This is a genomic window from Candidatus Pantoea soli, from assembly GCF_007833795.1.
Classification (GTDB): Bacteria; Pseudomonadota; Gammaproteobacteria; order Enterobacterales; family Enterobacteriaceae; genus Pantoea; species Pantoea soli.
Map to the genome: position 1 here is coordinate 1273754 of NZ_CP032702.1, position 26355 is coordinate 1300108.

The 26355-nt window shown below is 58.2% G+C and carries 25 protein-coding genes; 16 read left to right on the plus strand and 9 right to left on the minus strand.

Going from position 1 to position 26355, the window contains the following annotated elements; genetic code table 11:
- Positions 1 to 529: 529 nt before the first annotated feature.
- Entirely contained in the window at positions 530 to 931 is a 402-nt protein-coding gene (locus D8B20_RS05905) for an H-NS family histone-like protein (RefSeq protein WP_145887999.1), read from the plus strand.
- Positions 932 to 1114: 183 nt separating this feature from the next.
- On the plus strand, positions 1115 to 2707 hold the full coding sequence (locus D8B20_RS05910) for an ABC-F family ATPase (protein WP_145888001.1): 1593 nt from the start codon (positions 1115 to 1117) through the stop codon (positions 2705 to 2707).
- A gap of 56 nt (positions 2708 to 2763) precedes the next feature.
- On the opposite strand, the gene moeB is transcribed toward D8B20_RS05910, so the two are convergent.
- Positions 2764 to 3522, minus strand: a complete 759-nt coding sequence (moeB, locus tag D8B20_RS05915) for a molybdopterin-synthase adenylyltransferase MoeB (RefSeq protein ID WP_145888003.1) — start codon at positions 3520 to 3522, stop codon at positions 2764 to 2766.
- Positions 3522 to 4757, minus strand: coding sequence for a molybdopterin molybdotransferase MoeA (moeA, locus tag D8B20_RS05920; protein WP_145888004.1), 1236 nt, complete (start codon positions 4755 to 4757; stop codon positions 3522 to 3524). Before moeA ends, moeB begins: the two co-directional genes overlap by 1 nt.
- A gap of 224 nt (positions 4758 to 4981) precedes the next feature.
- On the opposite strand from moeA, the gene D8B20_RS05925 reads away from it, so the two are divergent.
- The 5 genes from D8B20_RS05925 (at position 4982) to gsiD (ending at position 11293) form a co-directional block, all read left to right on the plus strand.
- Entirely contained in the window at positions 4982 to 5944 is a 963-nt protein-coding gene (locus D8B20_RS05925) for an isoaspartyl peptidase/L-asparaginase family protein (RefSeq protein ID WP_145890434.1), read from the plus strand.
- Positions 5945 to 5953: 9 nt separating this feature from the next.
- Positions 5954 to 7807, plus strand: a complete 1854-nt coding sequence (gene gsiA, locus D8B20_RS05930; RefSeq protein WP_145888005.1) for a glutathione ABC transporter ATP-binding protein GsiA — start codon at positions 5954 to 5956, stop codon at positions 7805 to 7807.
- Between the two features lie 64 nt (positions 7808 to 7871).
- Positions 7872 to 9407: a glutathione ABC transporter substrate-binding protein GsiB gene (gene gsiB, locus D8B20_RS05935; protein WP_145888006.1), complete on the plus strand. Its 1536-nt coding sequence runs from the start codon at positions 7872 to 7874 to the stop codon at positions 9405 to 9407.
- A 49-nt stretch (positions 9408 to 9456) separates the two neighbouring features.
- The gene (gene gsiC / locus D8B20_RS05940) at positions 9457 to 10377 is read left to right on the plus strand and encodes a glutathione ABC transporter permease GsiC (protein ID WP_145888007.1); all 921 of its coding nucleotides are present in this window, start codon (positions 9457 to 9459) and stop codon (positions 10375 to 10377) included.
- A 10-nt stretch (positions 10378 to 10387) separates the two neighbouring features.
- Entirely contained in the window at positions 10388 to 11293 is a 906-nt protein-coding gene (gene gsiD, locus D8B20_RS05945; protein WP_145888008.1) for a glutathione ABC transporter permease GsiD, read from the plus strand.
- A 68-nt stretch (positions 11294 to 11361) separates the two neighbouring features.
- Here the strand turns inward: gsiD and D8B20_RS05950 are convergent, their stop codons facing one another.
- Positions 11362 to 13029, minus strand: a complete 1668-nt coding sequence (locus D8B20_RS05950) for a methyl-accepting chemotaxis protein (RefSeq protein WP_145888009.1) — start codon at positions 13027 to 13029, stop codon at positions 11362 to 11364.
- Positions 13030 to 13144: 115 nt separating this feature from the next.
- Between D8B20_RS05950 and D8B20_RS05955 the strand changes: the two genes are divergently transcribed.
- Positions 13145 to 13594: a DUF4385 domain-containing protein gene (locus D8B20_RS05955; RefSeq protein WP_145888010.1), complete on the plus strand. Its 450-nt coding sequence runs from the start codon at positions 13145 to 13147 to the stop codon at positions 13592 to 13594.
- On the opposite strand, the gene rimO is transcribed toward D8B20_RS05955, so the two are convergent.
- A complete protein-coding gene (gene rimO, locus D8B20_RS05960; protein ID WP_145888011.1) occupies positions 13591 to 14916 on the minus strand; it encodes a 30S ribosomal protein S12 methylthiotransferase RimO in 1326 nt (441 codons plus the stop codon). The two genes, D8B20_RS05955 and rimO, sit on opposite strands and share 4 nt — an antisense overlap.
- Before the next feature lie 351 nt (positions 14917 to 15267).
- On the opposite strand from rimO, the gene D8B20_RS05965 reads away from it, so the two are divergent.
- Together D8B20_RS05965 and D8B20_RS05970 are read left to right on the plus strand one after the other, a co-directional pair.
- Positions 15268 to 15903, plus strand: coding sequence for a carbonic anhydrase (locus D8B20_RS05965; RefSeq protein WP_145888012.1), 636 nt, complete (start codon positions 15268 to 15270; stop codon positions 15901 to 15903).
- 112 nt (positions 15904 to 16015) lie between these two features.
- Positions 16016 to 17149: a PQQ-dependent sugar dehydrogenase gene (locus tag D8B20_RS05970; RefSeq protein WP_145888013.1), complete on the plus strand. Its 1134-nt coding sequence runs from the start codon at positions 16016 to 16018 to the stop codon at positions 17147 to 17149.
- Between the two features lies 1 nt (position 17150).
- On the opposite strand, the gene D8B20_RS05975 is transcribed toward D8B20_RS05970, so the two are convergent.
- Positions 17151 to 17807, minus strand: coding sequence for an HAD family hydrolase (locus D8B20_RS05975; RefSeq protein WP_145888014.1), 657 nt, complete (start codon positions 17805 to 17807; stop codon positions 17151 to 17153).
- Positions 17808 to 18141: 334 nt separating this feature from the next.
- Here D8B20_RS05975 and D8B20_RS05980 point away from each other — a divergent pair, with 334 nt between their 5' ends.
- Entirely contained in the window at positions 18142 to 19287 is a 1146-nt protein-coding gene (locus tag D8B20_RS05980) for a serine hydrolase (protein ID WP_370664129.1), read from the plus strand.
- A gap of 34 nt (positions 19288 to 19321) precedes the next feature.
- Here the strand turns inward: D8B20_RS05980 and ybjG are convergent, their stop codons facing one another.
- The 3 genes from ybjG to D8B20_RS05995 form a co-directional block, all read right to left on the minus strand.
- Positions 19322 to 19927, minus strand: coding sequence for an undecaprenyl-diphosphate phosphatase (gene ybjG, locus D8B20_RS05985; RefSeq protein WP_145888016.1), 606 nt, complete (start codon positions 19925 to 19927; stop codon positions 19322 to 19324).
- A complete protein-coding gene (locus D8B20_RS05990; protein WP_145888017.1) occupies positions 19914 to 20663 on the minus strand; it encodes a phosphatase PAP2 family protein in 750 nt (249 codons plus the stop codon). The genes ybjG and D8B20_RS05990 overlap by 14 nt, the downstream gene beginning before the upstream one ends.
- A gap of 201 nt (positions 20664 to 20864) precedes the next feature.
- Positions 20865 to 22553, minus strand: coding sequence for an aspartate:alanine antiporter (locus D8B20_RS05995; RefSeq protein WP_145888018.1), 1689 nt, complete (start codon positions 22551 to 22553; stop codon positions 20865 to 20867).
- 256 nt (positions 22554 to 22809) lie between these two features.
- On the opposite strand from D8B20_RS05995, the gene ybjM reads away from it, so the two are divergent.
- Complete coding sequence (gene ybjM / locus D8B20_RS06000; RefSeq protein WP_145888019.1) at positions 22810 to 23181, plus strand: inner membrane protein YbjM; 372 nt, start codon at positions 22810 to 22812, stop codon at positions 23179 to 23181.
- Positions 23182 to 23214: 33 nt separating this feature from the next.
- Here the strand turns inward: ybjM and D8B20_RS06005 are convergent, their stop codons facing one another.
- Positions 23215 to 23478 carry a GrxA family glutaredoxin gene (locus D8B20_RS06005; protein WP_145888020.1) on the minus strand — a complete coding sequence of 88 codons (264 nt, stop codon included), beginning with the start codon at positions 23476 to 23478 and terminating at the stop codon, positions 23215 to 23217.
- A gap of 268 nt (positions 23479 to 23746) precedes the next feature.
- On the opposite strand from D8B20_RS06005, the gene D8B20_RS06010 reads away from it, so the two are divergent.
- From D8B20_RS06010 to D8B20_RS06025, 4 genes are all read left to right on the plus strand, one after another.
- On the plus strand, positions 23747 to 23998 hold the full coding sequence (locus tag D8B20_RS06010) for a DUF1418 family protein (RefSeq protein WP_145888021.1): 252 nt from the start codon (positions 23747 to 23749) through the stop codon (positions 23996 to 23998).
- A 12-nt stretch (positions 23999 to 24010) separates the two neighbouring features.
- Complete coding sequence (nfsA, locus tag D8B20_RS06015) at positions 24011 to 24733, plus strand: oxygen-insensitive NADPH nitroreductase (protein WP_145888022.1); 723 nt, start codon at positions 24011 to 24013, stop codon at positions 24731 to 24733.
- A 17-nt stretch (positions 24734 to 24750) separates the two neighbouring features.
- Positions 24751 to 25653, plus strand: coding sequence for a 30S ribosomal protein S6--L-glutamate ligase (rimK, locus tag D8B20_RS06020; RefSeq protein ID WP_145888023.1), 903 nt, complete (start codon positions 24751 to 24753; stop codon positions 25651 to 25653).
- 87 nt (positions 25654 to 25740) lie between these two features.
- The gene (locus D8B20_RS06025; RefSeq protein WP_145888024.1) at positions 25741 to 26220 is read left to right on the plus strand and encodes a type III secretion system chaperone family protein; all 480 of its coding nucleotides are present in this window, start codon (positions 25741 to 25743) and stop codon (positions 26218 to 26220) included.
- The last annotated feature ends 135 nt before the right edge of the window (positions 26221 to 26355 follow it).

Sequence of the window (26355 nt, forward strand, 5' to 3'; positions counted from 1 at the left end):
GATGCGCGTGCGCATTCCGGGGGCGCGAACAATAATTACGCATCCGGAAAAAAGTAACAAAACGCAACCGCCATCGCTGCATCACTGCGCAAATCTCCTCCCAAACCTGAACCACCGCCTCACTTTTGACCCAGGCTGGCGGTGTATACGCATATCCGCATTTAAAAAATGCGAGTCTGCTCTCATCGCCACACGATTATTTGTGTGCTGCAAAATAGATTTTTCTTACCTTATTCCAGGTTTTTTATCCGCAGCCGGGCTGCCGGCTTTCATGTGGTGGCTGGCGCTAAATGCTTGTTTATTACGTGAGATTGCGCCATGAAATCGATACCAATTAGCGCTGGCGTGACCTCAGCGCTATTGTTAATTCATCGTTAATTAAAGCAGCGCTGCGGATTTATAACCGGCGAAGGGAAATAGCGTAGCTGACTCGGAATAATCCGGGCTTTAAAATTAATTTATTTTTTTATTTGAATTGGGTAATCTTGCCACTACAGTTTATTTAAACCCCTTAAGCAAGGACATTGTGATGAGTGACGCATTTAAAGTTCTGAACAACATTCGCACATTACGTGCGCAGGCGCGTGAACTGCCACTGACCGATCTGGAAGAGATCCTGGAAAAATTAACCGTCGTGGTGACCGAGCGCCGTGAAGAAGTAGAAGCGGAAGAAGCACAGAATCGCGAAAAAGAAGAGAAGCTGTCGAAATACCGTGAAATGCTGCTGGCTGACGGTATCGATCCGAACGAATTACTGGGTGCGCTGGAAACCGGTAAAAAGCGTGCGAAACGTGCGCCGCGTCCGGCTAAATATTCTTACACCGACGAAAACGGTGAAGAAAAATCCTGGACCGGTCAGGGCCGCACCCCGGCAGCGATTAAAAAAGCGCTGGATGCCGGTAAAAGCCTCGACAGCTTCCTGATCAAATAATCCGCACAATCCTTGTTATCGGGAGCCGGAGACACCTTGTCTCCGGCTTTTTTATTTTTCCTGCCCCGACAAGGCCTTCAGCCCGCTGCCCGGCGTGCGGCAGGCGCAGAGGTGGCTGATGCGGCGCGCTTCTGGCATAATGCCCGCTGTTTTTTCCTCCACTGCGTAACAAAGGTCAATGCCGTGTTAGTTTCCAGCAATATCACTATGCAGTTCGGCAGTAAGCCGCTGTTTGAGAATATCTCCGTTAAATTTGGCGGCGGTAATCGTTACGGTTTAATCGGTGCGAACGGCAGCGGTAAATCGACCTTCATGAAAATACTGGGCGGCGACCTGGTGCCGACCAACGGAAATGTTTCCCTCGATCCTAATGAACGCATCGGTAAGCTGCGTCAGGACCAGTTTGCTTTTGAGCAATATAGCGTGCTGGACACCGTGATTATGGGCCACCAGGAATTATGGGAGGTGAAACAGGAACGCGATCGGATATATGCCTTACCGGAAATGAGCGAAGAGGAAGGCTATAAAGTCGCCGACCTGGAAGTGGCCTACGGTGAAATGGACGGTTACAGCGCTGAATCCCGTGCCGGTGAATTATTACTGGGTGTGGGTATTCCGGTGGAACAGCATTACGGACCGATGAGCGAAATTGCGCCGGGCTGGAAATTGCGTGTGCTGCTGGCACAGGCTTTATTTGCCAATCCGGATATTCTGCTGCTGGATGAACCTACAAACAACCTGGATATTGATACCATTCGCTGGCTGGAGCAGGTGCTGAATGAACGTGACAGCACCATGATCATCATTTCGCATGACCGCCATTTCCTGAATATGGTGTGCACGCATATGGCGGATCTGGATTACGGCGAGCTGCGCGTCTATCCAGGTAATTATGACGAATATATGACCGCGGCTACTCAGGCGCGTGAGCGTTTATTAGCAGACAACGCCAAGAAAAAAGCACAAATTGCCGATCTGCAATCCTTTGTCAGCCGTTTTAGCGCTAACGCCTCTAAATCGCGTCAGGCAACCTCGCGCGCAAAACAGATCGATAAAATTAAGCTGGAAGAAGTGAAAGCCTCCAGCCGTCAGAACCCGTATATCCGTTTTGACCAGGATAAGAAGCTGTTCCGTAATGCGCTGGAAGTGGAAGCGCTGACCAAAGGATTTGATAACGGTCCGCTGTTCAGCAACCTTAATCTGCTGCTGGAAGTCGGCGAAAAGCTGGCCATTCTGGGCGCGAACGGTATCGGTAAATCCACGCTGTTAAAAACGCTGGTGGGTGAGCTGGCACCGGACAACGGCACGGTAAAATGGTCAGAGAATGCGCGCATCGGTTACTACGCACAGGATCACGCCGAGGATTTCGCCAATGACCTGAGCGTGTTCGACTGGATGAGCCAGTGGAAACAGGAAGGTGACGATGAGCAGGCGGTACGCAGCATTCTGGGGCGTCTGCTGTTCAGCCATGACGATATTAAAAAGCCGGCGAAAGTCCTGTCAGGGGGCGAGAAGGGCCGCATGCTGTTCGGCAAGCTGATGATGCAGAAACCCAATATCCTGGTGATGGACGAACCGACCAACCACCTCGACATGGAATCCATTGAGTCGCTGAACATGGCGCTGGAGATGTATGAAGGCACGCTGATTTTCGTTTCGCATGACCGTGAATTTGTCAGCTCGCTGGCAACCCGCGTGATGGAGCTGAAGGGCGACCGCGTGGTGGACTTCACCGGCAACTACGAAGATTACCTGCGCAGTCAGGGCATCTACTGATTGCAGTTATACAGCGGGCACCGGTTCAGGTGCCCGCCTGCGTTTTGCGTGGCGCATTAATCGCCTGCGCCACACACCTCACAGTGCGCATCCTGCGCCACCTTCATCGTGCGAAACTCAGCATTCATGGCATCGTACATCAGCAGGCGTCCGCGCGCGGGCTGACCAAAGGTGGTCAGCACCTTGACGGCTTCCATCGCCTGCAGTGTGCCCATCACACCCACCAGCGGCGCCATCACGCCCGCTTCCACGCAGCTTAGCGCCTGTTCGCCAAACAGACGGCTGATACAGCGATAGCAGGGCTCGCCGGGCTGCCAGGTAAAGACGCTCAGCTGGCCTTCCATCCGAATCGCCGCTGCGGAGATCAGCGGCACGCGATGCCGGTAGCAAAGAGCATTGATTGTTTCACGGGTGGTCACGTTATCCGTGCAGTCCAGCACTGCATCATGACGGGTAATCAGCGCGCTCAGCGCTGCGCGATCCAGCTGCGCATCTATCGCCTCAATGTTACAGTGCGGATTGATCGCCGCCAGCGCCGACTGTGCCGACAGGACCTTTGCCTGGCCGAGCGTGGCATCCCGGTGCAGGACCTGCCGTTGCAGATTGCTGAGGCTGACGGTATCGAAATCCAGCAGCGTCAGATGCCCCACGCCCGCCGAGGCCAGATAGGGCGCAGCGGCGCAGCCCAGACCGCCCAGACCGACCACCAGCACGCGTGCGGCTTTCAGCGCCTCCTGGCCGTCAAAATCAAAGCCGCGCAGCACGATCTGCCGGTTGTAGCGCAGCATCTCTTCATCACTCAGTTCTGCCGCCATTAGCCCTCCAGCAGACTGTTAAATGCTTCAACGTCTACCCATTCGCCGGGCGCCACGTCGCCACGATCGCGTTCCAGCACGATAAAGCAGTCAGCCAGCGCAAAAGAGCTGAACACATGCGAGCCCTGCGGGCCGGTGCTGCGAACTTCCAGCACGCCATCGTCGCCGCGGCTGAGAATGCCGCGCTGAAAATCGAGACGTCCCGGTGATTTTTTCAGCCGCTGGGTCGCGCGCGCGCGCTGGCGCAGTGGCATGATACGCGTGGTCTGGCCGGTGAGCGTCGCCAGCAGCGGCTGAACCAGCTGATAGAAGGTGACGGCAGCAGAGACCGGGTTTCCGGGCAGGCCGCAGAACCAGCTGCTGGCCAGCCGGCCAAATGCAAAAGGTTTCCCCGGCTTGATCGCGAGCTTCCAGAAGGTGATGGCACCCAGCTCTTCCAGCATCGCTTTGGTAAAGTCAGCTTCCCCCACGGAAACCCCGCCGGTACTGATGACCACATCTGCCTGGCGATCGGCATCCGTGAAAGCCTGACGCAGCGCGACCGGGTCGTCAGCAATGACGCCCAGATCGATCACCTCACAGCCCAGTTTGCGCAGCATCAGGGTGACGGTAAAGCGGTTAGTGTCGTAAATCTGGCCTGCCGCCAGCGGCTGCCCCACCGCCTGCAGTTCATCGCCGGTTGAGAAGATGGCCACGCGCAGTTTGCGCAGCACGCTCACCTCTGCAATACCGAGCGAAGCCAGCAGCGGCAGTTCGGCGGCACCCAGCCGCACACCCGCGTCCAGCACCTGCCTGCCGGCCTGAATATCTTCGCCGCTGCGGCGGATGTTTTGCCCGTCGCGCACCGGGGCGGTAATCACGATGCCGCCGTCGCGCGGTTCGGTCTGCTCCTGCATCACTACCGCGTCGCATCCGGCAGGGATCGGTGCGCCGGTCATAATGCGGATCACGCTGCCTGCCGGCCAGTCGCCGCTGAACGGCGCACCGGCAAAGGCTTTACCGGCCACCGGGTAAACGCGATGCTCTGCCAGATCGCTGAGGCGCACCGCGTAACCGTCCATGGCCGAGTTATCAAACGGCGGCACGTCCAGTGGGGAGAGAAGCGGGCGGGCGGTGATACGTCCGGCCGCTTCGGCCAGCGGCACCGTCAGACAATCGCGGATCGGCTGGAGCTGTTGCAGCATCTTTTGCTGCGCATCTTCAAGGGAAATCAAGCCTGCGGTGAAAGGTTCCATATGCTTTATGCCTGGTTTATTGCCGTAGCCGCCTATTATGGTGGCAATCGGGCGCGGAGTCACATGCGACAAAAAAGCATAACCCACATAAAAAGGTTATGACGACGGAGACACTTTCTGCTTTACAAGCCGGAAGGGCCTTTCTATAGTCGAAAATTGTCAAAAAAAGATGAAAACCATTCTAAATCAGTGTTTTTGCCACTGATTTCGCACGGGACGGAATGATGGCCAGAGCAGTGATCGCAATTCACGGCGGGGCGGGCGCAATTTCGCGCGCGGCCATGAGCGCCGACAAAGAGCAGCACTATCGTCAGGAACTGGCCGCCATTGTCGCGGCGGGGCAGCAGATTCTGGCTGCCGGCGGCAGCGCGCTGGATGCCGTGACCGAAGCGGTGCGGCGGCTGGAGGAGTGCCCGCTTTTCAATGCCGGCAAAGGTGCCGTCTTTACCCATCAGGGCACGCACGAGCTGGATGCCTGCATCATGGATGGCCGCACGCTGGACATTGGCGCGGTGGCCGGCGTCAGCCACATCCGTAATCCGGTCCTTGCCGCGCGCAAAGTGCTGGAAGCCAGTCCGCATGTCCTGTTGATCGGCGCCGGCGCAGAAGCCTTTGCCGCGGCACAGGGGCTTGAGCCGGTGGCGGCAGATTTCTTTTCCACGCCTGAGCGCTATGCGCAGCTGCAGCGCGCGCTGCACAGCGAGGCGCTGCTGCTGGATCACGACGGCGCGGCGCAGACAGCGGGCGACCCGCTGGATCCGGACCGCAAATTTGGTACGGTTGGCGCGGTTGCGCTCGACAGCCACGGTAATCTGGCCGCAGCGACCTCAACCGGCGGGATGACCAATAAACAGGTCGGACGGGTCGGCGATTCACCGCTGGCCGGCGCAGGCTGCTATGCCAGCAATGACACCGTGGCGGTCTCCTGCACCGGCACCGGTGAAGTGTTTATCCGCACGCAGGCGGCCTATGACGTGGCGGCGCAGATGGCGTATGCCGGGCGCTCACTGCAGCAGGCTACCGCCAGTGTGATTCATGACAAAGTGCAGGAGCTGGAAGGCAGCGGCGGGCTGATAGCCGTCGATGCACAGGGCAACGTTGCGCTGCCGTTCAACAGCGAAGGCATGTATCGTGGCTTTGCCTGGGTGGATGGCAACATTGAGGTGGCGATTTACCGCGACAGCTAAGGAGCAGGCATGACGCATCAACAGCAGTTCGCGCCGGATCAGGTGCTGGCAGTCCGCGATCTCAGCGTGCGTTTTCAGCATGAGGGACGCATCACCGAGGCCGTGCGCAACCTGTCGCTGGATCTGCATCGTGGCGAAACGCTGGCGCTGGTTGGGGAATCCGGCTCAGGCAAGTCGGTGACGTCACTGGCGCTGATGCGGCTGATTCAGCAGGCCGGCGGCACGGTGAGCGGAGAGATTTATCTGCGGCGGCGCAACGGTGAGATGCTGGATGTGATGCGCGCGACAGGCAGCCAGATGCGCCATGTGCGCGGTGCCGACATGGCCATGATTTTTCAGGAGCCGATGACCTCTCTGAACCCGGTGTTTACCGTCGGCGAGCAGATCGCTGAATCCATCCGCCTGCATCAGGGCAAAAGCCATCAGCAGGCGCAGGCTGAGGCGCGGCGCATGCTCGATCTGGTGCGCATTCCGGAAGCGCACAATGTGTTATCCCGCTATCCGCATCAGCTGTCCGGCGGCATGCGTCAGCGCGTGATGATCGCCATGGCGCTGTCGTGCAAACCGGCGCTGCTGATTGCCGATGAGCCGACCACCGCGCTGGACGTCACGATTCAGGCGCAGATTCTGCAGCTGATCCGCGTGCTGCAGAAAGAGATGCAGATGGGAGTAATCTTTATCACCCACGATATGGGCGTGGTGGCTGAGATGGCGGATCGCGTGCAGGTGATGTATCGCGGCGACGTGATCGAGCGTGCACCGGTGCAGCAGCTGTTTGACGCACCGCAGCAGCCTTATACCCGCGCGCTGCTGGCGGCTGTGCCCAGGCTGGGTGCCATGAACGGCCAGCCGCTGCCGGCCCGCTTTCCACTGCTGCATGCCAGTGGCCGTCAGGAGATCGCCACACCGCAGGATACCGTGCGTCACGACCAGCCGCCGGTGTTGCAGGTGCGCGATCTGGTCACGCGCTTTGATATTCGTGGCGGCCTGCTGAATCGCGTCCAGCGCCGCGTGCACGCGGTCGAGAAAGTGAGTTTCGATCTCTATGCCGGTGAGACGCTGGCGCTGGTGGGCGAATCAGGCTGCGGAAAATCCACTACCGGACGCTCGCTGCTGCGGCTGGTGGCCAGCCAGGGCGGCACCATCACCTTTGACGGGCAGCGGATTGACGCGCTGGAAGGGCGCGCGCTGGCCCGCCTGCGGCGCGATATCCAGTTTATTTTTCAGGACCCGTACGCCTCGCTCGATCCGCGTCTGACCGTCGGCTTCTCGATCATGGAGCCGCTGCTGGTGCACCGCACCATGGACCGTGTGCAGGCAGAAAAACGGGTGGCGTGGCTGCTGGAGCGCGTCGGCCTGCTGCCGGAGCATGCGCAGCGCTATCCGCATGAGTTTTCGGGCGGCCAGCGGCAGCGTATCTGCATCGCGCGCGCGCTGGCGCTGAACCCGAAGGTGGTGATCGCGGATGAATCGGTGTCGGCGCTGGACGTGTCGATCCAGGCACAAATCATTAACCTGATGCTGGATTTGCAGCGTGAATTCGGCATCGCTTTCCTGTTTATTTCTCACGATATGGCGGTGGTGGAGCGCATCAGCCACCGCGTGGCCGTGATGTATCTGGGACAGATTGTTGAAATGGGGCCGCGTCAGGCCGTTTTCGAACAGCCGCGTCACCCCTATACCAAAAAACTGATGGCCGCAGTGCCGGTCGCCGATCCGGCGCACCGTCATCGCGAGCGGGCGCTGATGGTGGATGAGATCCCCAGCCCGATTCGCCCGCTGGGCGAAGAGCCGGAAGTGGCACCGTTACTGGAAGTGGCACCCGGGCATTTTGTTGCCCGTCACGCTATCAGCGGTGCCTGAGCAGCAGGCAATCGCGCCCTCGCCGGAGGCCGCGCAAGACAGGGACTACAGGAGAACGATAACGATGCACCATATTATGCGAAAAGGGGTTATCACTGCCGGGTTGTTGAGTTCAGCACTGGCATTGCCGGCCTGGGCCGCCAAAGATGCGGTGATTGCGGTGGCGTCCACCTTTACCACGCTCGACCCGTACGATGCCAACGATACGCTGTCACAGGCGGTCGCCAAATCCTTCTATCAGGGGCTGTTCGGCTTTGATAAAGACATGAAGCTGGTGAACGTACTGGCGGAGAGCTATCAGGCCAGCGCAGACGGCCTGACCTATACCATTAAGCTGCGTCCTGGCGTGAAGTTTCAGGATGGCACCGATTTTAACGCCGAAGCGGTGAAGGTTAACCTCGACCGCGCCAGCAACCCGGACAATCATCTCAAGCGTTATAACCTGTTCAAATATATCGCCACCACCGAAGTGGTCGATCCCACCACGGTGAAAATTACGCTGAAGCAGCCGTTCTCGGCGTTTATCAATAACCTTGCCCACCCGGCCGCCGCGATGATTTCGCCCACCGCGCTGAAGAAATATGGCAAGGAGATCGGTTTTCACCCGGTGGGCACCGGCCCGTACGCGTTTGAAACCTGGAACCAGACTGATTTCGTCAAAGTGAAAAAGTGGGATGGCTACTGGAAGCCTGGTTATCCGAAGCTGGACAGCATTACCTGGCGTCCGGTGGTCGATAACAACACCCGCGCCGCGATGCTGCAGACCGGCGAAGCTAACTTTGCCTTCCCGGTGCCGTTTGAGCAGGCGAAACGTCTGGAGAGCAACAGCAAGCTGGCGGTGGTGACCACGCCTTCCATTATGCAGCGCTACATCAGCCTGAATGTCACGCAGAAGCCGTTTGATAATCCAAAGGTGCGTGAAGCGCTGGAGTACGCTATCAATCGTCAGGCGCTGGCCAAAGTGGCGTTTGCGGGTTATGCCACGCCGGCGACCGGCATTGTGCCGCCCACCATCGATTTTGCGCAGACCTATCCGGCCATCGCCTACGATCCGGCAAAAGCGCGCGCGCTGCTGAAAGAAGCGGGCTACCCCAACGGCTTTGAAACCACGCTGTGGTCGTCGCATAACCACAGCACGGCGCAGAAGGTGCTGCAGTTTACCCAGCAGCAGCTGGCACAGGTAGGCGTGAAGGTGAAGGTCACGGCAATGGATGCCGGTCAGCGTGCCGCGGAGGTCGAGAGCAAAGGGCAGAAAGAGAGCGGCGTGCGCATGTTCTACACCGGCTGGTCTGCGTCCACCGGCGAGGCCGACTGGGCGCTGACGCCGCTGTTTGCCACCACATCCTGGCCGCCGGCGATCTTTAACACTGCGTTTTACAGCAATCCGCAGGTGGATAAAGATCTCGCGGATGCGCTGAAGACCACCGATCGCGAACAGAAAGCAAAACTGTATAAAGATGCGCAGGATCGCATCTGGCACGATCATCCGTGGATTCCGCTGGTGGTGGAGCAACTGCTGTCTGCCAGTACCAAAAACCTGACCGGTTTTTATGTCATGCCCGATACCTCATTCAATTTCGATGAGGCCGATCTGAAGTAACAGACGCGGCCAGCCCGCATGGGCTGGCCGATGCTGCGCAGGATTTCGCATGCTCAACTATTTTCTCAAACGATTACTGGGGCTGATTCCCACGCTGCTGATCGTGGCGGTGCTGGTTTTTCTGTTCGTGCACCTGCTGCCGGGGGATCCGGCGCGACTGATTGCCGGGCCGGAAGCGGATGCGTCGGTGGTGGCGCTGGTGCGCCAGGAGCTGGGGCTGGATCAGCCGCTGCTGCAGCAGTTCTGGCATTTTATACTGAACGCGCTGCAGGGGGATTTCGGTCAGTCGATGGTGTCAAAACGGCCGGTGTCGCAGGAGATTGCCACGCGCTTTTTCCCGACGCTGTGGCTGACGCTGAGCAGCATGCTGTGGGCGGTGCTGGTGGGGATGGCAATTGGCATCGTTTCCGCCGTCTGGCGTAATCGCTGGCCGGATCGTCTCGGTATGACGCTGGCGGTGTCCGGCATTTCGTTTCCGGCGTTTGCCCTGGGCATGCTGCTGATGCAGGTTTTTTCCGTGGAGCTGGGCTGGCTGCCCACCGTCGGCGCTGACAGCTGGCAGCACTATATTCTGCCTTCCATCACGCTCGGCGCCGCGGTGGCGGCGGTGATGGCGCGCTTTACCCGTGCCTCGTTCGTGGAGGTGATGCAGGAAGATTATATGCGTACCGCGCGCGCCAAAGGGGTGCGTGAATCGCTGGTGGTGGTGAAACACGGCCTGCGCAACGCCATGATCCCGGTGGTGACCATGATGGGGCTGCAGTTTGGCTTTTTGCTGGGCGGTTCGATTGTGGTGGAAGTGGTATTCAACTGGCCCGGGCTGGGGCGGCTGCTGGTGGATTCTGTCGGGATGCGCGACTACCCGGTGATTCAGGCTGAAGTGCTGCTGTTTTCGCTGGAGTTCATTCTGATCAACCTGATTGTCGATATGCTGTACGCGGCAATCAACCCGGCTATTCGTTACAGGTAAGGAGCCGCAATTGAAAAACTGGCGACGCGAAGCAGCATTAAAAAGCCTGCCGGTCATTACGGAAAACCGGGTGCGCACGCCGTGGCGTGAATTCTGGCGGCGTTTCCGTCAGCAGCATGTCGCGATGCTGGCAGGTGCCTTTGTGCTGCTGCTGATTGCGATCGCGTTTATCGCACCCTGGATAGCGCCGTTTGATGCCGAAAACTATTTTGATTATGACCGGCTGAACGACGGGCCGTCCTGGATGCACCTGTTTGGCGTGGATTCACTCGGGCGCGATATTTTTAGCCGGGTTATCGTGGGCACGCGCATTTCGCTGATCGCCGGCTTTTTCTCGGTGGCGATTGGCGCTGTGATCGGCACACTGCTCGGCCTGCTGGCCGGGTATTACGAAGGCTGGTGGGATCGCATCACCATGCGCATCTGCGATGTGCTGTTTGCTTTTCCCGGTATTCTGCTGGCGATTGCGGTAGTGGCGATTATGGGCAGCGGAATGAGCAACGTGATTGTGGCGGTCGCCATTTTCAGCATTCCGGCGTTTGCCCGGCTGGTGCGGGGCAATACGCTGGTGCTGAAACATCAGACCTTTATTGAATCGGCGCGCAGCATCGGCGCATCGGACTGGACGATCATCATGCGGCATATTCTGCCCGGTACGGTGTCGTCGATTGTGGTCTATTTCACCATGCGTATCGGCACCTCCATTATCACCGCCGCCAGCCTGTCGTTTCTCGGCCTCGGTGCCCAGCCGCCCACGCCGGAGTGGGGCGCAATGCTGAACGAAGCGCGTGCGGACATGGTGATTGCGCCCCACGTCGCGCTGTTTCCCAGCCTGGCGATCTTTCTGACGGTGCTGGCGTTCAATCTGCTGGGCGACGGCCTGCGCGATGCGCTGGACCCGAAACTGAAGCGCTGAAGGATTCTTTCCGGCGCAGGCGGCAGGTGGCGCCCGCCGTGACCGGCAGGCGCTGCGCCTGGCTGACGTCAGAACGTCTCCCAGTTAGCGTTGCTGTGGCTGGCCGCTGCAGGCAGCGCCGGTGCCGGTGCCGCAATCGCGGCTTTTGCAGCGCGCGGCGGCGCGCCTGACACCGGACGCGCGCCGGTGTTAAAGCGCGCAACCGCGGAGGAGAGACGGCTGGCCTGCGCTTCGAGGGCGGCAGAGGCGTTCGCAGACTCCTGCACCAGCGTCGCGTTCTGTTGCGTCACGCGATCCATCTCGTTGACCGCCTGACCAATCTGGTCAATCCCGCGGCTCTGCTCATCCGATGCGGAAGCGATTTCGCCCATGATATCCGTGACGCGGGTCACCGCGCCGACAATCTCCTGCATGGTTTCGCCTGCGCTGCTCACCTGCTGCGAGCCTAAATCGACGCGCTGCACGGAGTTCTCAATCAGCACTTTGATCTCCTTCGCCGCCTGCGCGCTGCGCTGGGCCAGGCTGCGCACCTCACCGGCGACCACGGCAAAACCGCGTCCCTGTTCACCGGCACGCGCCGCTTCCACGGCGGCATTCAGCGCCAGAATGTTGGTCTGGAACGCGATACCATCAATCACGCTGGTGATATCGGCAATTTTCTGCGAGCTATCGGCGATGTCGCGCATGGTTTTAACCACGCCATCAACCACATGACCGCCTTTTCCGGCGGTGTCTGAGGCGGTACGCGCCAGCTGAGCAGCCTGACGCGCGTTATCGGCGTTCTGTTTCACCGTCGCGGTCAGCTGTTCCATGCTGGCGGCGGTTTCTTCCAGCGAGGCGGCCTGCTGCTCGGTACGGGCGGATAAGTCGTTATTGCCGCCGGCAATCGCGCTGGCGCTGCCAAAAATTGCATCGGCGCTGTCGCGCACGTCAGTGATGGTGGTGCGCAGTGACTGCTGCATATGATTGAGGCTGGCCGCAATGGCGGCCATCTCACTGCGGCCAGCCAGCTGCAGGCTGGCTGACAGATCCCCGGTGGCAACGTGCTCAATCTGCTGCTGAACCTGTTGCATTGGCGCCAGCAGAATACGACGCAGCAGCGTCCAGACGCCGGCCAGCAGCACAATCACCACCGCCGCGACCACGCCCATCATCACCAGCATCTGCTGATAAGCACGGGCATTTTGCGCGCTGCGTTGCTCGATCAGCTGGGTGTTCTCTTCGCGCCACTGCTTGTAGGCCGCTTCCAGATCGTCCTGAGCCTGCTGGGCATCGAGGTTGCCGTAGGCGGCATAATCGTTCGCCTTCAGAAACACCGTGGACTGTTGCAGCAGGCTGGCGTAGGCGGTAAAGGCTTTTTCAACCCGATCGGCCGCGACGGCACTCTGGCCTGCAACCTGCGGGTAGCTTCTATACTGATTAAAGTGCTGACGTGCTTCGTCGAGCGAACCGTTAGCGGTCACCAGCAGTTTACCGATGGCGGCCAGCGACTGTTCGTCGGTCTGCTTCTTCAGGATGCGGATCGCCACGCGGTTAATGGTGACGCGGGTTTTTACCAGCGTCTGCCAGCCATCGCTTAGCTCACGCTGCTGATGCGACAGCAGATTGCTGGCGGTGAAGTTATGTTGCCCTGCACGCAGTGCTGAGAAAAACAGCGAGCCGGAAATAGCCTGCATCGCCGTAAATACGAGTAACACAATCATGATAGCTGTAACGATTTTCATTCGATTGAACATCTGAGCATCTCTTCGCAAATGAGCCGGTATTCGTGTTATCGGTGGAAAAAAGCATCACTGAAGTGCGGAAGAGAAATAAATATTCACGACAGGCGCGCAGGCGGGAGGCCAGCTGATGAAACCCTTTGACTATGAACAGGATTATAAAAATCTCGATCTGCGACAGCATCCGGAACTCTATCGGGTCGGCCGGGGCGAGCAGGGCGTACTGATGGTGGAACCTTATAAAAGCGAAATCCTGCCGCACTGGCGTTTTCGCACCGTGGAACTGGCAAAAGCCTCATCGGAAAAGATCATGGCGCTGTTTGAGGCATACCGCGCGCAGGACGATTTTGTCGGGATGGACATGGCGCGCAAGTTTATTCAGATGGGTTACACCCGGGCGCGTCGCTACAGCAACCATCAGGGCGGGCGCAAATACGATGCTGACGGCAACGAATTGCCGCGTACCATCGAAAAAGAAAAGGCCGCTGCGGCGGCCGTTTTCAAAGCGTGCTGGGATCGGCTGCGCGCCGATGCGGATTATCTGGCGCGCAAAAAAGCGCACCAGCAGAAGTACGGTTAAACGCGCGAACCCCAGAGATCGTACTCGTCGGCGTGCTCGACTTTCACCCGCACCACGTCACCCACCTTCACCTGACGGTCGCCGTTAAGATAGACGGCACCGTCGATTTCCGGCGCGTCAGCCATGCTGCGGCCAACGGCCCCTTCTTCATCCACTTCGTCGATGATAACCAGAATTTCCCGGCCAATTTTCTCCTGCAGACGCTCGGCGGAGATCTGCTGCTGCAGCTGCATAAAGCGATCGAAACGCGCCTGCTTCACCGCATCCGGCACCTGATCCGGCAGCTGGTTTGCTGTGGCGCCTTCTACCGGGCTGTACTGGAAGCAGCCGACGCGATCCAGACGGGCTTCTTTCAGGAAATCGAGCAGCATCTGGAAATCTTCTTCGGTCTCGCCCGGGAAGCCGACAATAAAGGTCGAGCGCAGCGTCAGCTCCGGACAGATTTCGCGCCAGCGCTTGATGCGCTCCAGCGTGCGCTCCACGGCGCCCGGGCGCTTCATCAGCTTGAGGATCCGCGGGCTGGCGTGCTGCAGCGGAATATCCAGGTAGGGCAGAATTTTGCCTTCCGCCATCAGCGGAATGACGTCATCAACGTGCGGGTAGGGATAAACATAGTGCAGGCGCACCCAGACGCCGAGTTTTGCCAGCTGCTCACACAGACCGACCATGCTGGTTTTCACCGGCGCCCCGTTCCAGAAGCCGGTACGGTGTTTGACATCCACGCCGTAGGCGGAGGTGTCCTGGGAGATCACCAGCAGCTCTTTGACGCCTGCTTCCACCAGACGTTTGGCTTCATCCAGCACGGCACCGATTGGACGGCTGTCGAGGTCGCCACGCATTGACGGAATAATGCAGAAGGTGCAGCGGTGATTACAGCCTTCAGAAATTTTCAGGTAGGCGTAGTGACGCGGCGTCAGCTTTACACCCTGTTCCGGCACCAGGCTCAGGAACGGATTGTGTTCCGGCTTCGGCACATAGGTGTGCACGTGCGACAGCACCTGTTCATAGCTGTGCGGGCCGGTGATCTCCAGTACCTTCGGATGCACTTCGCGGATCTGATCCACTTTGGCACCGAGACAGCCGGTCACGATCACTTTGCCGTTTTCATTCAGCGCTTCACCAATCGCTTCCAGTGATTCCTGTACGGCGCTGTCAATAAATCCACAGGTATTAACGATGACGATCTCCGCATCATCGTAGCGTGGCACCACGTCATAACCCTCAGTACGCAGTTCCGTCAGGATGCGTTCAGAGTCAACGAGGTTTTTCGGACAGCCGAGGGAAACGAACCCCACGCGCGGCGGATTTTTGACATGGCTCATAAGGATAAAAATTCATCATAGGTAGTGTGGATAGGGGGGCGATTGTACAGAGGTTGCGAAGGAAAATGTATAGGGAAGCGCGCAAGATCCCGTATTAAAACGGCAGCGTAATCCAAGGCTGTCATCGCGCGGCTGTACCGGCAGGTCGCCTTACCGGCAGGCTCACTTTGCCGTTCTGGTGTACGCTTACTCTGGCTTTGCCCGCTGATACAGGTTGTTTAACGCGGCCCGTTTTGCTTAAATGTCGGGTTGGTGATTGTATGTTGTTCACAACACTGATTTTTTTAAACGCGTGCTGACGCTGGTGTTGTGGCGCGTCAGCGACGATGCGGATAATGTGAGAGCAGACAAATGCAAGAGATCGTCAAAGGTTTTCTGAATTTTCAACAGAATGTGTTTCCTGAAAGGAAGGATCTTTTCAAAAGTCTGGCGTCGAACCAGAATCCTAAAGCCCTGTTCATCTCCTGTTCCGACAGCCGTCTGGTGCCGGAGCTGGTGACACAGCAGGAGCCGGGTCAGCTGTTCGTCATCCGTAACGCCGGGAATATCGTTCCGCCCTTTGGCCCGGAGCCAGGCGGTGTGTCAGCGACCATTGAATATGCGGTGCTGGCGCTGGGCGTCACCGAAATTATTATCTGCGGACACTCCAACTGCGGTGCGATGAACGCCATTGCTTCCAATGCCAATCTGGAGAGCATGCCTGCGGTTGATCACTGGCTGCACTATGCCAATGCGGCGAAGGCGGTAGTGGATGAGCGTAACTACGACTCGGTTGATGTGCGTCTCAACGAGATGGTGAAAGAGAACGTCATTGCTCAGCTCAACAATATCAAAACGCATCCGTCTGTTTCCGTGGCGCTGCGCAAAGGCAAGCTGCGTCTGCATGGGTGGGTTTACGATATTGAAAGCGGCAAAATCAACGCCCTGACCAGAGGGGGCGACAGCTTTGTTTCGCTGTCAGACAACCCTGACACCTTCTTTGAATAATCCCTGCTGAATCCAGCCCGGCCCTGCGCCGGGCTTAATGTTTTGTAAATCCCGCCAGCACTTTTTTACCGCTGACTACGCTTAAGCGCAGAAGGTAAAAAGGAGACTCCCCATGCGTTTATGGCGTTCCGCGCTGCTGGCTGGCGCATTAACCTGTGCTTTCCCTGCGCTGGCGGCCGAAGTGCAGGTCGAGGTGCTGCAGGATAAGCTTGACCACCCCTGGTCACTGGCGTTTCTGCCGGATAACCACACGCTGTTAATCACCGAACGCACCGGCCAGCTGCGCAGCTGGCAGCCCGGCAAGGGTCTCTCCGCGCCGATCGCTGGCGTGCCTGCGGTGTGGGCCAGCCGGCAGGGCGGATTGCTGGATGTCGTGCTGGCCCCGGATTTCAGCCAGAGCCGGCGCGTCTGGCTCAGCTACACCACTGCCGACCAGGCGGGACGCGCAGGCGCGGTAGTGGGCTTTGGCACGCTGAGTGCGGATAATCGCCAGCTGCGGGATTTCCGCGTGGTGCTGGAGCAAACGCCGAAACTTTCCCGCGGCGCTAATCTCGGCACGCGGCTGGCGTTTGATCGCGCCGGCTTTCTCTATATCGCCTTCGGCGATAACTTCGCCAGTGGCAGCGCCCAGGACAAAGACAAGCTCTCCGGCAAAATTGTGCGCCTGACGCAGACAGGCGCCGTGCCGCCTGACAATCCGTTCACCCATCAGGCCGGAGCGCGCCCGGAGATCTGGGCTTACGGCGTGCGCAATCCGCAGGGGCTGGCGCTGAATCCGTGGACGCAGCAGATGTGGGAAAGTGAGCATGGCCCGCGCGGCGGCGATGAGATCAATGTGCTGGATAAAGGCCGTAATTACGGCTGGCCGCTGGTGACGTATGGCATCGATTACAGCGGCGAAAAAGTGCCGGAGTCCCGGGGAACGGCCGCGCCTGGCACGCAGCCGCCGCGCTTTTACTGGCAGGTTTCGCCGGCGATCAGCGGCATGGCGTTTTATAACAGCCCCCGTTTTCCGCAGTGGAAACATTCGCTGTTTATCGGCGCGCTGAAAGACAAAAGCCTGATTCAGCTGCGGGTCAATGGCGACAGGGTAGTGGAAGAGCAGCGCCTGCTGAGCGGACGCGGTGAACGTATTCGTGACGTGCGGCAGGGACCGGATGGCTATCTGTATGTGCTGACCGATGAGGCCAGCGGCAAACTGCTGAAGGTGGGACTGACAGAGCCCGCCAGTCCCGCGCGCGGCTAAGCTAGCGTACCCAGTTGCACACCTGCCAGCCTCGCTGCTGCGCTTCCTGCTGCAGACGCGCGTCGGGATTAATCACCCAGGCGTGATCGGCGTGGGCCAGCAGCGGCAGATCGTTCATGGAATCGCTGTAGGCCCAGGTGTGATCAAAACGCTGCGCCTGCTGCAGTGCTTTCCAGTCGCTAAGGCGCGTGACCTTGCCTTCACGGTAGGTGGCGGTGCCATAAATCTGCCCGCTGTAGCGCTCGTCAACAATCTCCACGCCGATCGCCAGTGCGCCATCAACGCCCAGACGCTCGGCAATCGGCACCGCCAGATGATCGCCACTGGCAGTAATAATCACCACTTTATCGCCGCGCTGCTGATGCCAGCGGATGCGCTCGCGCGCTGCCGGAAAAACGCGTGGCAAAATATCGCGATGGATAAAACGCCGCACCCAGCCGGCGACCGTCAGCGTAGCCATGCCGGCCAGCGGGGCCAGCGTGGTGGTCATGTACTCTTCAATTGACAGGTTGCCGGCGTGATACTGCCTCATTAACGCCTGCTCTTCCGCAATCAGGGCTTCGGGGGCAAATCCCTGAGAGACCAGCCAGCGCAGCCAGAGGCTGGTGCTGTCTTCACAAATCAGGGTTTCGTCCAGATCGAAAACGGCTAAGTCCATCGTGGTTCTCCTCAGGCTGACTGGCATCAGGTTAGCGGAATTTTGTGACGGGCTTAACCGATCGGCGCAAATTCAGAATTTCACGCAATGTTGATCTGCGCTGGAGTCTGCTTAACTGGCAGCGCAGCGGCGTCCATGCCAGGGTAACTCTACCAAACTCTAAAAAACTTTACGGTAAGACGGTTTTTTTCGCTGTCATGACACGTTAGCGTTGGGCAGGACACCCCTTGCCGGCACAACACCCTGATTTAACAAGGACAATCTGGTCACGCTCATGAGAAAAAACACGCTGATACCCGCGTGGCGGCCGCTGGCTGCCACCTCGCTTCTGTTAATGCTTATCCCTGCCGCTTCACAGGCCGAACAGGCCCCTGCCGCGCCGCAAATTGATGCCAAAGCCTGGATACTGATGGATTACAACAGCGGGAAAGTGCTGGCGGAATCCAATGCCGATCAGCGGCTCGACCCCGCCAGCCTGACCAAAATGATGACCAGCTACGTGGTAGGGCAGGCGCTGAAATCCGGCAAAATCACCAATGATGACATGGTCACCATTGGTCAGGACGCCTGGGCTACCGGTAACCCGAAACTGCGCGGCTCGTCGCTGATGTTCCTGAAACCGGGCGATCGCATTCCGGTGTCCGAACTCAATAAAGGCGTGGTGATCCAGTCAGGTAACGATGCCTGTATTGCGCTGGCCGATTACGTTGCCGGCAGCCAGGATGCGTTTATTGGCCTGATGAACAACTATGTAAAAGCCTTTGGTCTGCAGAATACCCATTTTATGACGGTGCACGGGCTGGACGCGGAAGGGCAGTACAGCACGGCGCGCGATATGGCGATCATCGGTCAGCGGCTAATCAGCGACGTGCCGGATGAATACGCCCTGAATAGCGAAAAAGAGTTTACCTTCAACAAAATCAAGCAAATGAACCGCAACCGTCTGCTGTGGAGCAGCAATCTGAAGGTGGATGGCATTAAAACCGGGCACACCTCCGGCGCGGGGAATAACCTGGTGGCCTCGGCAAAAGAGGGCGACATGCGGCTGATCTCGGTGGTACTGGGCGCGCAGACCGATGCGATCCGCTTCCGTGAAAGCGAAAAGCTGCTGACCTGGGGCTTCCGCTTTTATGAAACCGTCACGCCGATTAAATCCGACAAACCTTTCGCGCAGCAGCGCGTCTGGTTCGGGGACAAGAGTCAGGTCAATCTGGGCGTGGCGAAAGATGCGGCTATTACTTTGCCGAAAGGGCAGATGAAAAACCTCAAGGCGAGCTATACGCTCAGCACGCCGCAGCTGGAAGCGCCGCTGAAGAAAGATCAGGTCGTCGGCACCATCGATTTTCAGCTGGATGGCAAAACCATCGAGCAGCGGCCGCTGGTGGCGATGGAAGACGTGCCGGAAGGGGGCTTCATCGGCCGGATCTGGGACTTCATCATGATGAAAATGACCGGCTGGTTCGGCAAGTGGTTCAGCTGAACAGGGCGGCCTGACACCGCAGGCCGCACCGGCGTCAGCCGCGTACCCAGCCCTTTTTAATGGGCATGGCAAACAGGGCTCGATACACCTGATGGGTCAGCGCCAGCATGCGCTGACCGTACAGCTGCCAGGCGAGCTGCGAAGCGAGACAGCCCAGCATGCCGACCAGAAAACCGCCCAGCATATCCAGCGGCCAGTGCACGCCCAGATAGACGCGTGACCAGGCAATGGCGCTGCCGACGGCCAGTAAAATTATCCCGGACCAGCGGCGATGCCAGCACAGAAACGCCAGCGCAAAGGTAAAAATAGTGGTGCCGTGATCGCTCGGGTAGGAGTCATCCGCCGCATGGGACAGGAACTGATGGCCGAAGCCGATGGCAAACGGACGCGGATGCGGCAGCAGCTGTCCCACACACCAGGAGATCGCCAGCGCATAGAGCAGCGCCATGCCGGTTTTCAGCACGAGTGCCCGCTGCGACGGCAGCTGCGCGTGCGGCCCCCACAGCCAGAGCGCCACGATCAGCAGCGGCACAATCGCAATCAGATCTTTGGCGATAAACGTCGCCAGGCTCAGCAGCCAGGCCGGTGAATCCGGCGTGGCATTGATCCATAAAAACAGGGTGTGGTTAATGGCTTCCATCCCTTTTCCTCATCGTATTCATCCAAAAAGACACACCAGCAAAAATCAGCACCTGACTCAGCCACACCCACCAGCCGGCCCACAGATTGTGGGAAAAGAAGTGCGCGCCGCGCATGACCTGGCCGTAGCCCATCAGCAGTCCGGTCAGCATCCCAATCAGCAGCGCCAGCAGCGCGCGACGCGGATGTTCCGGCCACCAGAGGAAAAACAGCGCCATCAGTGCAAAGCCGCTGGAGGCGTGCCCGCCGGGAAAACACTGCCCCGGACCGCTGTTTGCCGGTACGGCATCCAGCAGCACGAAGCTGGCCGCCTTGCCGCCAAACAGCGCCAGATCCCACGGGCAGGAGTGCGCGCTGTGCGCCTTCAGCAGCCCGACAACCAGCGGCCCCAGGCCGAACAGCAGCGCCACCAGCACGCGGCGGCCATTACGCTGGCGAAGGCCGCTTAGCAGCAGCAGCACCGCACCGGCGATGATCGCATCTTTCACCAGCCGGTGGTTGATCAGGTCCAGCCAGCGGTTGTGCTGCAGCGGAAAACGCTGCGTCAGCGGATCAAACCAGCGCTGACTGAGCGCAATATCCAGGCTTTCATGACGTGACCACAGCAGAAACAGCAGGCCAAAAATTGCCAGTAAAATAAGGTTGGTAGCGTAAAAGCGCGGCGATAAAGAATAAATAGTCGTGCTCTTAATGTTATTGCGGGTTGCCGGATTGTTTAACTTTGATGAAAGTTGCATGAAAAGTCGGAGATAGCGAAACCAGAGCAGCAGGGTCGCAATCTTCGCTTAGGAGAACCTTAAGCGGCGGGCTGCGGACATAAAAAAACCCGTCAGCATAAACGCTGGCGGGCTCCTCAATTTGGGGATTTCAAAGAAAAGCAGTGGCACATATTCAGACTGCATGCCGGTGAATAAGTTCTGAACGGCAGAAAAATATTTTCAGAACGGCAAAAGCGGCCAGATAATAACGATAAGCGTACCGGCCAGCGTCAGTAACACGTTGGCAATGGCATAGGTGCCGGCATAGCCCAGCGCCGGGATGCTGCTGCGAGCGGTATCGCTGATGATCTCCATCGCCGGTGCGCAGGTGCGCGCGCCCATGATGGCACCGAACAGCAGCGCACGGTTCATTTTCAGCACATAGGCGCCAAACAGATAGCAGATCACCACCGGCAGCAGGCTGACCAGCAAGCCGCTCAGCAGCATCAGCGCGCCGGCGCTGCCCAGCCCGTGCTGCAGGCCACTGCCGGCGCTGAGACCGACACCGGCCATAAACACCATCAGCCCAAACTCTTTCACCATGGTCAGCGCGCCCTGCGGAATATAGCCAAAGGTCGGGTGGTTGGCGCGCAGGAAGCCGAGCATGATGCCGGCAAACAGCAGACCGGCCGCGTTGCCGATGCCAAAGCTGAAATTGCTGAACTGGAAGGTGATCATGCCGATCATCAGGCCAATGATAAAGAAGGCGCAGAACGCCAGCAGATCGGTCATCTGGCTGTGAATGGCAATAAAGCCAATGCGGTCAGCCAGGGTTTTCACCCGGCGCGCTTCACCGCTAACCTGCAGCACATCGCCTTTATTCAGCATGATGCTGTCATCAATGGGCATCTCAATCTGGCTGCGAATCACGCGGTTCAGGAAACAGCCGTGATCGGTCAGTTTCAGATGACTGAGGCGTTTATTCACCGCGTTGTGATTTTTCACCACAATCTCTTCCGTCACGATGCGCATGTCCAGCAGATCGCGGTCAAACACCTCTTTGCCGTTACGAAAGCTGGCATCCAGCCGCGCATGGGCGTCCGGATACCCCACCAGCGAAATCTCATCGCCCAGCTGCAGCACGGCATCACCATCCGGACTGGCGAGGATACCGTTGCGGCGCAGACGTTCGATATAGCAGCCGGTCTGGCGATGAATGCCCAGTTCGCGCAGGTTTTTACCGCCGCTCCACGCCACCAGCTCCGGGCCTACGCGGTAGGCGCGGATCACCGGCAGAAAAACTTTGCGCTGGCTGTCGGCATCCAGGCCGCGCTCGCGCGCAATTTGCTGGGCGCAGGTGGGCAGATCCTGATGCTGCAGGCGTGGCAAATAGCGCGCGCCAAAAATCAGGCTGACCAGACCAATCAGGTAGGTCAGTGCGTAACCCAGGCTGAGATTATCCTGCATGCGGCTCAGCAGCGGCGCGTCGCTGATGCTCTGCCGCAGCGTATCGCCGGCACCGACCAGCACCGGCGTGGAGGTCATAGAGCCGGCCAGCATACCGGCCGTCAGGCCAATGTCCCAGCCAAACACTTTACCCAGCGTCAGGGCAATCAGCAGGGCACTTACCACCATCACAATGGCCAGAAAGAAGTAGTTTTTACCGTCGCGGAAAAAGATAGAGAAAAAGTTAGGACCGGCTTCTGTGCCCACACAAAAAATAAACAGCATAAAGCCAAGGCTCAGCGCGTCGGTATTTATGGCGAAATGTTGCTGACCCAGAATCAGGGAAACCACCAGCACACCAATAGAATTACCCAGCTGAACCGAGCCAAGACGTAATTTCCCCAGGCAGAGCCCGAGCGCTAAAACGACAAATAATAACAGAACGTCATTTCCACTTAACAATTCTGCGACGTTTATGTTCACGGTTTAACTTCTTATTTACTTGTAACAAGTTGATGGGAAGGGATTTTTTCGCTATCTTGTGACGGTCGCCAACGCGCTGACTGCCGACATGGCAGCGACCGAAATCCAGAGCGGCGTTATTCTAATCATAATTAACACCCTCAGCTATCTGCAGTTTTCATTCCTTCTGCCAGCAGCTGTTTCTTTTTATTTCCACGCGTGCATGCCAGGGCCGTTAAAAGTTTCATTATTGTTAACGTCAAAGTTGAGGATAGTTATGTTGCAGCGCAATAATCGCTGGCCAGCATCGGTTCTGGGCGTGATGCTTTATACGCTGGTGTTTATTTTTGCACACCATTTCTGGCTGGCGACCGCCGCGCAGGCGGTACGCGGTCAGCCGGAACTGCTGCTGTTTCTGTTGCCGGGCATGCTGATGGCTTTGCTGCAACCGGAACGGCCGCTGATCGCCACTTTATGGGGCGCGCTGGCGGGCAGCGTGCTGGGTCTGGCCTGGCTGATGCTGGCGGTGCCGATGACGCACAGCGTGCTGCTGGTGGTCGCCTGGGGACTGAGTGCGCTGTTCTGGGCGGGCTGCGGGGCGCTGCTGGTGCGTTTACTGCGGATTATGCTGGCGATGCGTGCTGGCTGATGCGATCAAAAACGGGCCCGCAGGCCCGTTGACTCAGACTTCAACACCCAGATTTTCTTTTGTCCAGGCGGCAAATTCGGTGTAGCCACCGATATGCTGATCGTCGAGGAAGATCTGCGGCACGGTGGAAACCGGCTTGCCGGCACGCGCTTCGAGATCGGCTTTGGTGATGCCGGTCGCCTGAATATCCACGTACTGATAGTTAAAATCGTCACGCTCACTGGTTAACTTCGTCGCTAACTCTTTTGCGCGTACGCAGTAAGGGCAGCTGGAACGGCCAAAAATCACTGCAATCATTGCTTCTCTCCTTCCGCGGCTGTTTTGTGATCGGTCTCACATCACAGCGTGAATAATGCGTCACATCATGCCCGCCCGGAGTGCTTAAGAAAAGCAGAAAATGCCTGTTACTCTGATGCGCGCTGTCTATGTGCCTGACGCGTTGCGCTTTACCGGCATTGACTACACTTGTTCAGCGCCGGAAAAGAAACGCTGCGATCTTCATACAGCGTGAACAATTCAGGTATAACGTGCAGCAAAGCGGACTGAACACGAAGGAGACCTGCTGATGCGTAATCTGGCTCGCTTGCCTCGTGGCGTACTGCTGCTGGAGGCAGCAGGCGTGATGGTGATTATCGTGGCGCTGCTGCTGGTCAACGACTGGCTGGCAGCACCGGCGACCATCGGCCAAAAGCCGCTGGCTACGCTATTGTTTTTTCTCGGCGTTGCGCTGATGCTGCCCGCCGCCTGGCTGATGATGTGGCGGACGGCAAAGGCGATGGCGCCGCAGTTGTTCAGTCAAACCAACAAAAAGAAGTAACCGGAGAGGATTATGACGCCGACAATAGATCTGTTATGCAGCCACCGTTCCATTCGCGCTTTTACTGAGCAGGGGATTGACGACGCCCAGCGCAGCGCGATTATTGCTGCTGCTCAGGCGGCCTCCACCTCCAGCTTTTTACAGTGCTCTTCTATTATTCGCATCACCGATCGGGAAAAACGTGAACAGCTGGTGCAGCTGACCGGCGGCCAGCAGTGGGTGAGTGACGCCGCGGAGTTCTGGGTATTCTGCGCGGATTTTAATCGCCATCTGCAGATCTGCCCCGATGCGCAACTGGGCCGCGCCGAGCAGCTGCTGCTGGGCTGTGTGGATACGGCGCTGATGGCGCAAAACGCCATGGTAGCGGCCGAATCGCTGGGGCTGGGCGGCGTGTTTATTGGTGGTATCCGTAACAGCATTGCGCAGGTGACGGAACTGCTGGAACTGCCGAAGTTCGTGCTGCCGCTGTTTGGCTTCTGCATCGGTCATCCGGACGCGTCACCCGACGTCAAACCGCGTATGCCGCCCGCCATGCTGGTGCACGAAAACCACTATCAGCCGCTGGATAAGGCGGTGCTGGCTGAGTACGATCGGCAGATTACCGCCTACTATCAGCAGCGAGACAGCAATCAGCGGTCTGAAACCTGGAGCCAGTTGATCCAGCGCCTGATCATCAAAGAAACCCGTCCGTTTATGCTGGATTATCTGCATCAGCAGGGCTGGGCCACGCGTTAAGCACAAGGAAACCGCCGATGAAGATGGCCATTCTCACGCGTGATGGATCGCTTTATTCGTGTAAACGGCTGCGCGATGTCGCCGAAGAGCGTGGCCATCAGGTGCAGATCATCGATCCGCTCTCCTGCTATATGAACATCAACTCGGATTCGCCCGCGGTGCACTATCGGGGTGAACCGCTGGGGCATTTCGATGCGGTGATTCCGCGTATTGGCACGGCCACCACCTTTTATGGCACGGCGGTGCTGCGCCAGTTTGAAATGCTGGGCAGCTATCCGCTGAATGAGTCTGTGGCCATCACGCGTGCGCGCGATAAGCTGCGTTCGCTGCAGCTGCTGGCGCGGGAAGGCATTGATATGCCGATTACCGGTTTTGCCTCGTCGCCGGATGATACGCAGGATCTTATCGCGATGGTGGGCGGCGCGCCGCTGGTGGTTAAGCTGGTGGAGGGCACGCAGGGCATTGGTGTGGTGCTGGCAGAGACGCGCCAGGCGGCAGAGAGCGTCATCGATGCGTTTCGTGGCCTGAATGCCCACATTCTGGTGCAGGAGTTCATTAAAGAAGCGCGCGGCCGCGACATCCGCTGTCTGGTGATCGGCAATCAGGTGGTGGCGGCGATTGAACGCGAAGCCAAAGAGGGCGATTTTCGCTCTAATCTGCATCGCGGCGGACAGGCGCGCACCATCAGCATTACCGATCAGGAGCGCGAGATAGCGGTGAAAGCGGCCGGAACGCTGGGACTGGAAGTGGCCGGGGTGGATATTCTGCGCGCCAGCCGGGGGCCGCTGGTGATGGAGGTGAACGCTTCGCCTGGGCTGGAAGGCATTGAAGGCTGCACCGGTTTAAATATTGCCGCCATGATGATCGCCTGGATCGAACAGCATGCCTGCCCCGGTTATCGTCCGAAAACCGGCGGCTGAGCCGCGCTTTTGCGCGGTTTTCGTGGCATCGGCGGCGGTTTTTCCGTAAGCTAAGGCGCTTATTTCGTCACCCCACAGGATATCACGATGGATTCACTGGTCGTTCCTGACATCGACATGCTGCGTCGCTGGCTGGATCAACAAAATATCACCTGGTTCGAATGCGACGCCTGTCAGGCTTTGCATCTGCCGCATATGCAGAATTTTGACGGGGTGTTTGACGCGAAAATCGACCTGGTGGATAACGTAATCCTCTTTTCAGCCCTGGCTGAAGTGAAGCCGACGGCGCTGATCCCGCTGGTGGGCGATCTGTCGCAGATCAACGCCAGCTCACTGACGGTGAAGGCGTTTATCGATATTCAGGATGACAACCTGCCCAAGCTGATTGTGTGTCAGTCCATCAGCATCACGGCCGGCCTGACGTTTGGCCAGTTCGCGCATTTTATGAAGCAGAGCGAAGAGGGCATTTCCATGGTGATCATGGAAGCGTTCGCCAATCATTTACTGATGATGGGTGAAGAAGAAGACCGCACGCCGGTGAGCAGCAGCCACAGCCAGCTGCACTGATTTTCCTGCCTTATCTGACTGCCGCATTTCGCGGCAGTTCTTATTTTAAGCCCACCACTTTTTATTCTGCTTTTTGCCCGGTATTGCCAGATATTTGTTGTGCTTTATGCCACAACTACCAGACCCCATAGCAGA

What these genes read in the sequence shown, in the direction of transcription:
- gsiC (WP_145888007.1), top strand. Translation starts at nt 9,457, where the DNA reads ATGCTCAACTATTTTCTCAAACGATTACTGGGGCTGATTCCCACGCTG.
- D8B20_RS06010 (WP_145888021.1), top strand. Translation starts at nt 23,747, where the DNA reads ATGCGTAATCTGGCTCGCTTGCCTCGTGGCGTACTGCTGCTGGAGGCA.
- D8B20_RS06005 (WP_145888020.1), bottom strand. Translation starts at nt 23,478, where the DNA reads ATGATTGCAGTGATTTTTGGCCGTTCCAGCTGCCCTTACTGCGTACGC.
- D8B20_RS05925 (WP_145890434.1), top strand. Translation starts at nt 4,982, where the DNA reads ATGGCCAGAGCAGTGATCGCAATTCACGGCGGGGCGGGCGCAATTTCG.
- ybjG (WP_145888016.1), bottom strand. Translation starts at nt 19,927, where the DNA reads ATGGAAGCCATTAACCACACCCTGTTTTTATGGATCAATGCCACGCCG.
- D8B20_RS05905 (WP_145887999.1), top strand. Translation starts at nt 530, where the DNA reads ATGAGTGACGCATTTAAAGTTCTGAACAACATTCGCACATTACGTGCG.
- rimK (WP_145888023.1), top strand. Translation starts at nt 24,751, where the DNA reads ATGAAGATGGCCATTCTCACGCGTGATGGATCGCTTTATTCGTGTAAA.
- moeA (WP_145888004.1), bottom strand. Translation starts at nt 4,757, where the DNA reads ATGGAACCTTTCACCGCAGGCTTGATTTCCCTTGAAGATGCGCAGCAA.
- ybjM (WP_145888019.1), top strand. Translation starts at nt 22,810, where the DNA reads ATGTTGCAGCGCAATAATCGCTGGCCAGCATCGGTTCTGGGCGTGATG.
- nfsA (WP_145888022.1), top strand. Translation starts at nt 24,011, where the DNA reads ATGACGCCGACAATAGATCTGTTATGCAGCCACCGTTCCATTCGCGCT.
- D8B20_RS05990 (WP_145888017.1), bottom strand. Translation starts at nt 20,663, where the DNA reads ATGCAACTTTCATCAAAGTTAAACAATCCGGCAACCCGCAATAACATT.
- moeB (WP_145888003.1), bottom strand. Translation starts at nt 3,522, where the DNA reads ATGGCGGCAGAACTGAGTGATGAAGAGATGCTGCGCTACAACCGGCAG.
- D8B20_RS05975 (WP_145888014.1), bottom strand. Translation starts at nt 17,807, where the DNA reads ATGGACTTAGCCGTTTTCGATCTGGACGAAACCCTGATTTGTGAAGAC.
- D8B20_RS05970 (WP_145888013.1), top strand. Translation starts at nt 16,016, where the DNA reads ATGCGTTTATGGCGTTCCGCGCTGCTGGCTGGCGCATTAACCTGTGCT.
- gsiA (WP_145888005.1), top strand. Translation starts at nt 5,954, where the DNA reads ATGACGCATCAACAGCAGTTCGCGCCGGATCAGGTGCTGGCAGTCCGC.
- D8B20_RS05955 (WP_145888010.1), top strand. Translation starts at nt 13,145, where the DNA reads ATGAAACCCTTTGACTATGAACAGGATTATAAAAATCTCGATCTGCGA.
- D8B20_RS05950 (WP_145888009.1), bottom strand. Translation starts at nt 13,029, where the DNA reads ATGTTCAATCGAATGAAAATCGTTACAGCTATCATGATTGTGTTACTC.
- D8B20_RS05980 (WP_370664129.1), top strand. Translation starts at nt 18,142, where the DNA reads ATGCTTATCCCTGCCGCTTCACAGGCCGAACAGGCCCCTGCCGCGCCG.
- D8B20_RS06025 (WP_145888024.1), top strand. Translation starts at nt 25,741, where the DNA reads ATGGATTCACTGGTCGTTCCTGACATCGACATGCTGCGTCGCTGGCTG.
- D8B20_RS05965 (WP_145888012.1), top strand. Translation starts at nt 15,268, where the DNA reads ATGCAAGAGATCGTCAAAGGTTTTCTGAATTTTCAACAGAATGTGTTT.
- gsiB (WP_145888006.1), top strand. Translation starts at nt 7,872, where the DNA reads ATGCACCATATTATGCGAAAAGGGGTTATCACTGCCGGGTTGTTGAGT.
- rimO (WP_145888011.1), bottom strand. Translation starts at nt 14,916, where the DNA reads ATGAGCCATGTCAAAAATCCGCCGCGCGTGGGGTTCGTTTCCCTCGGC.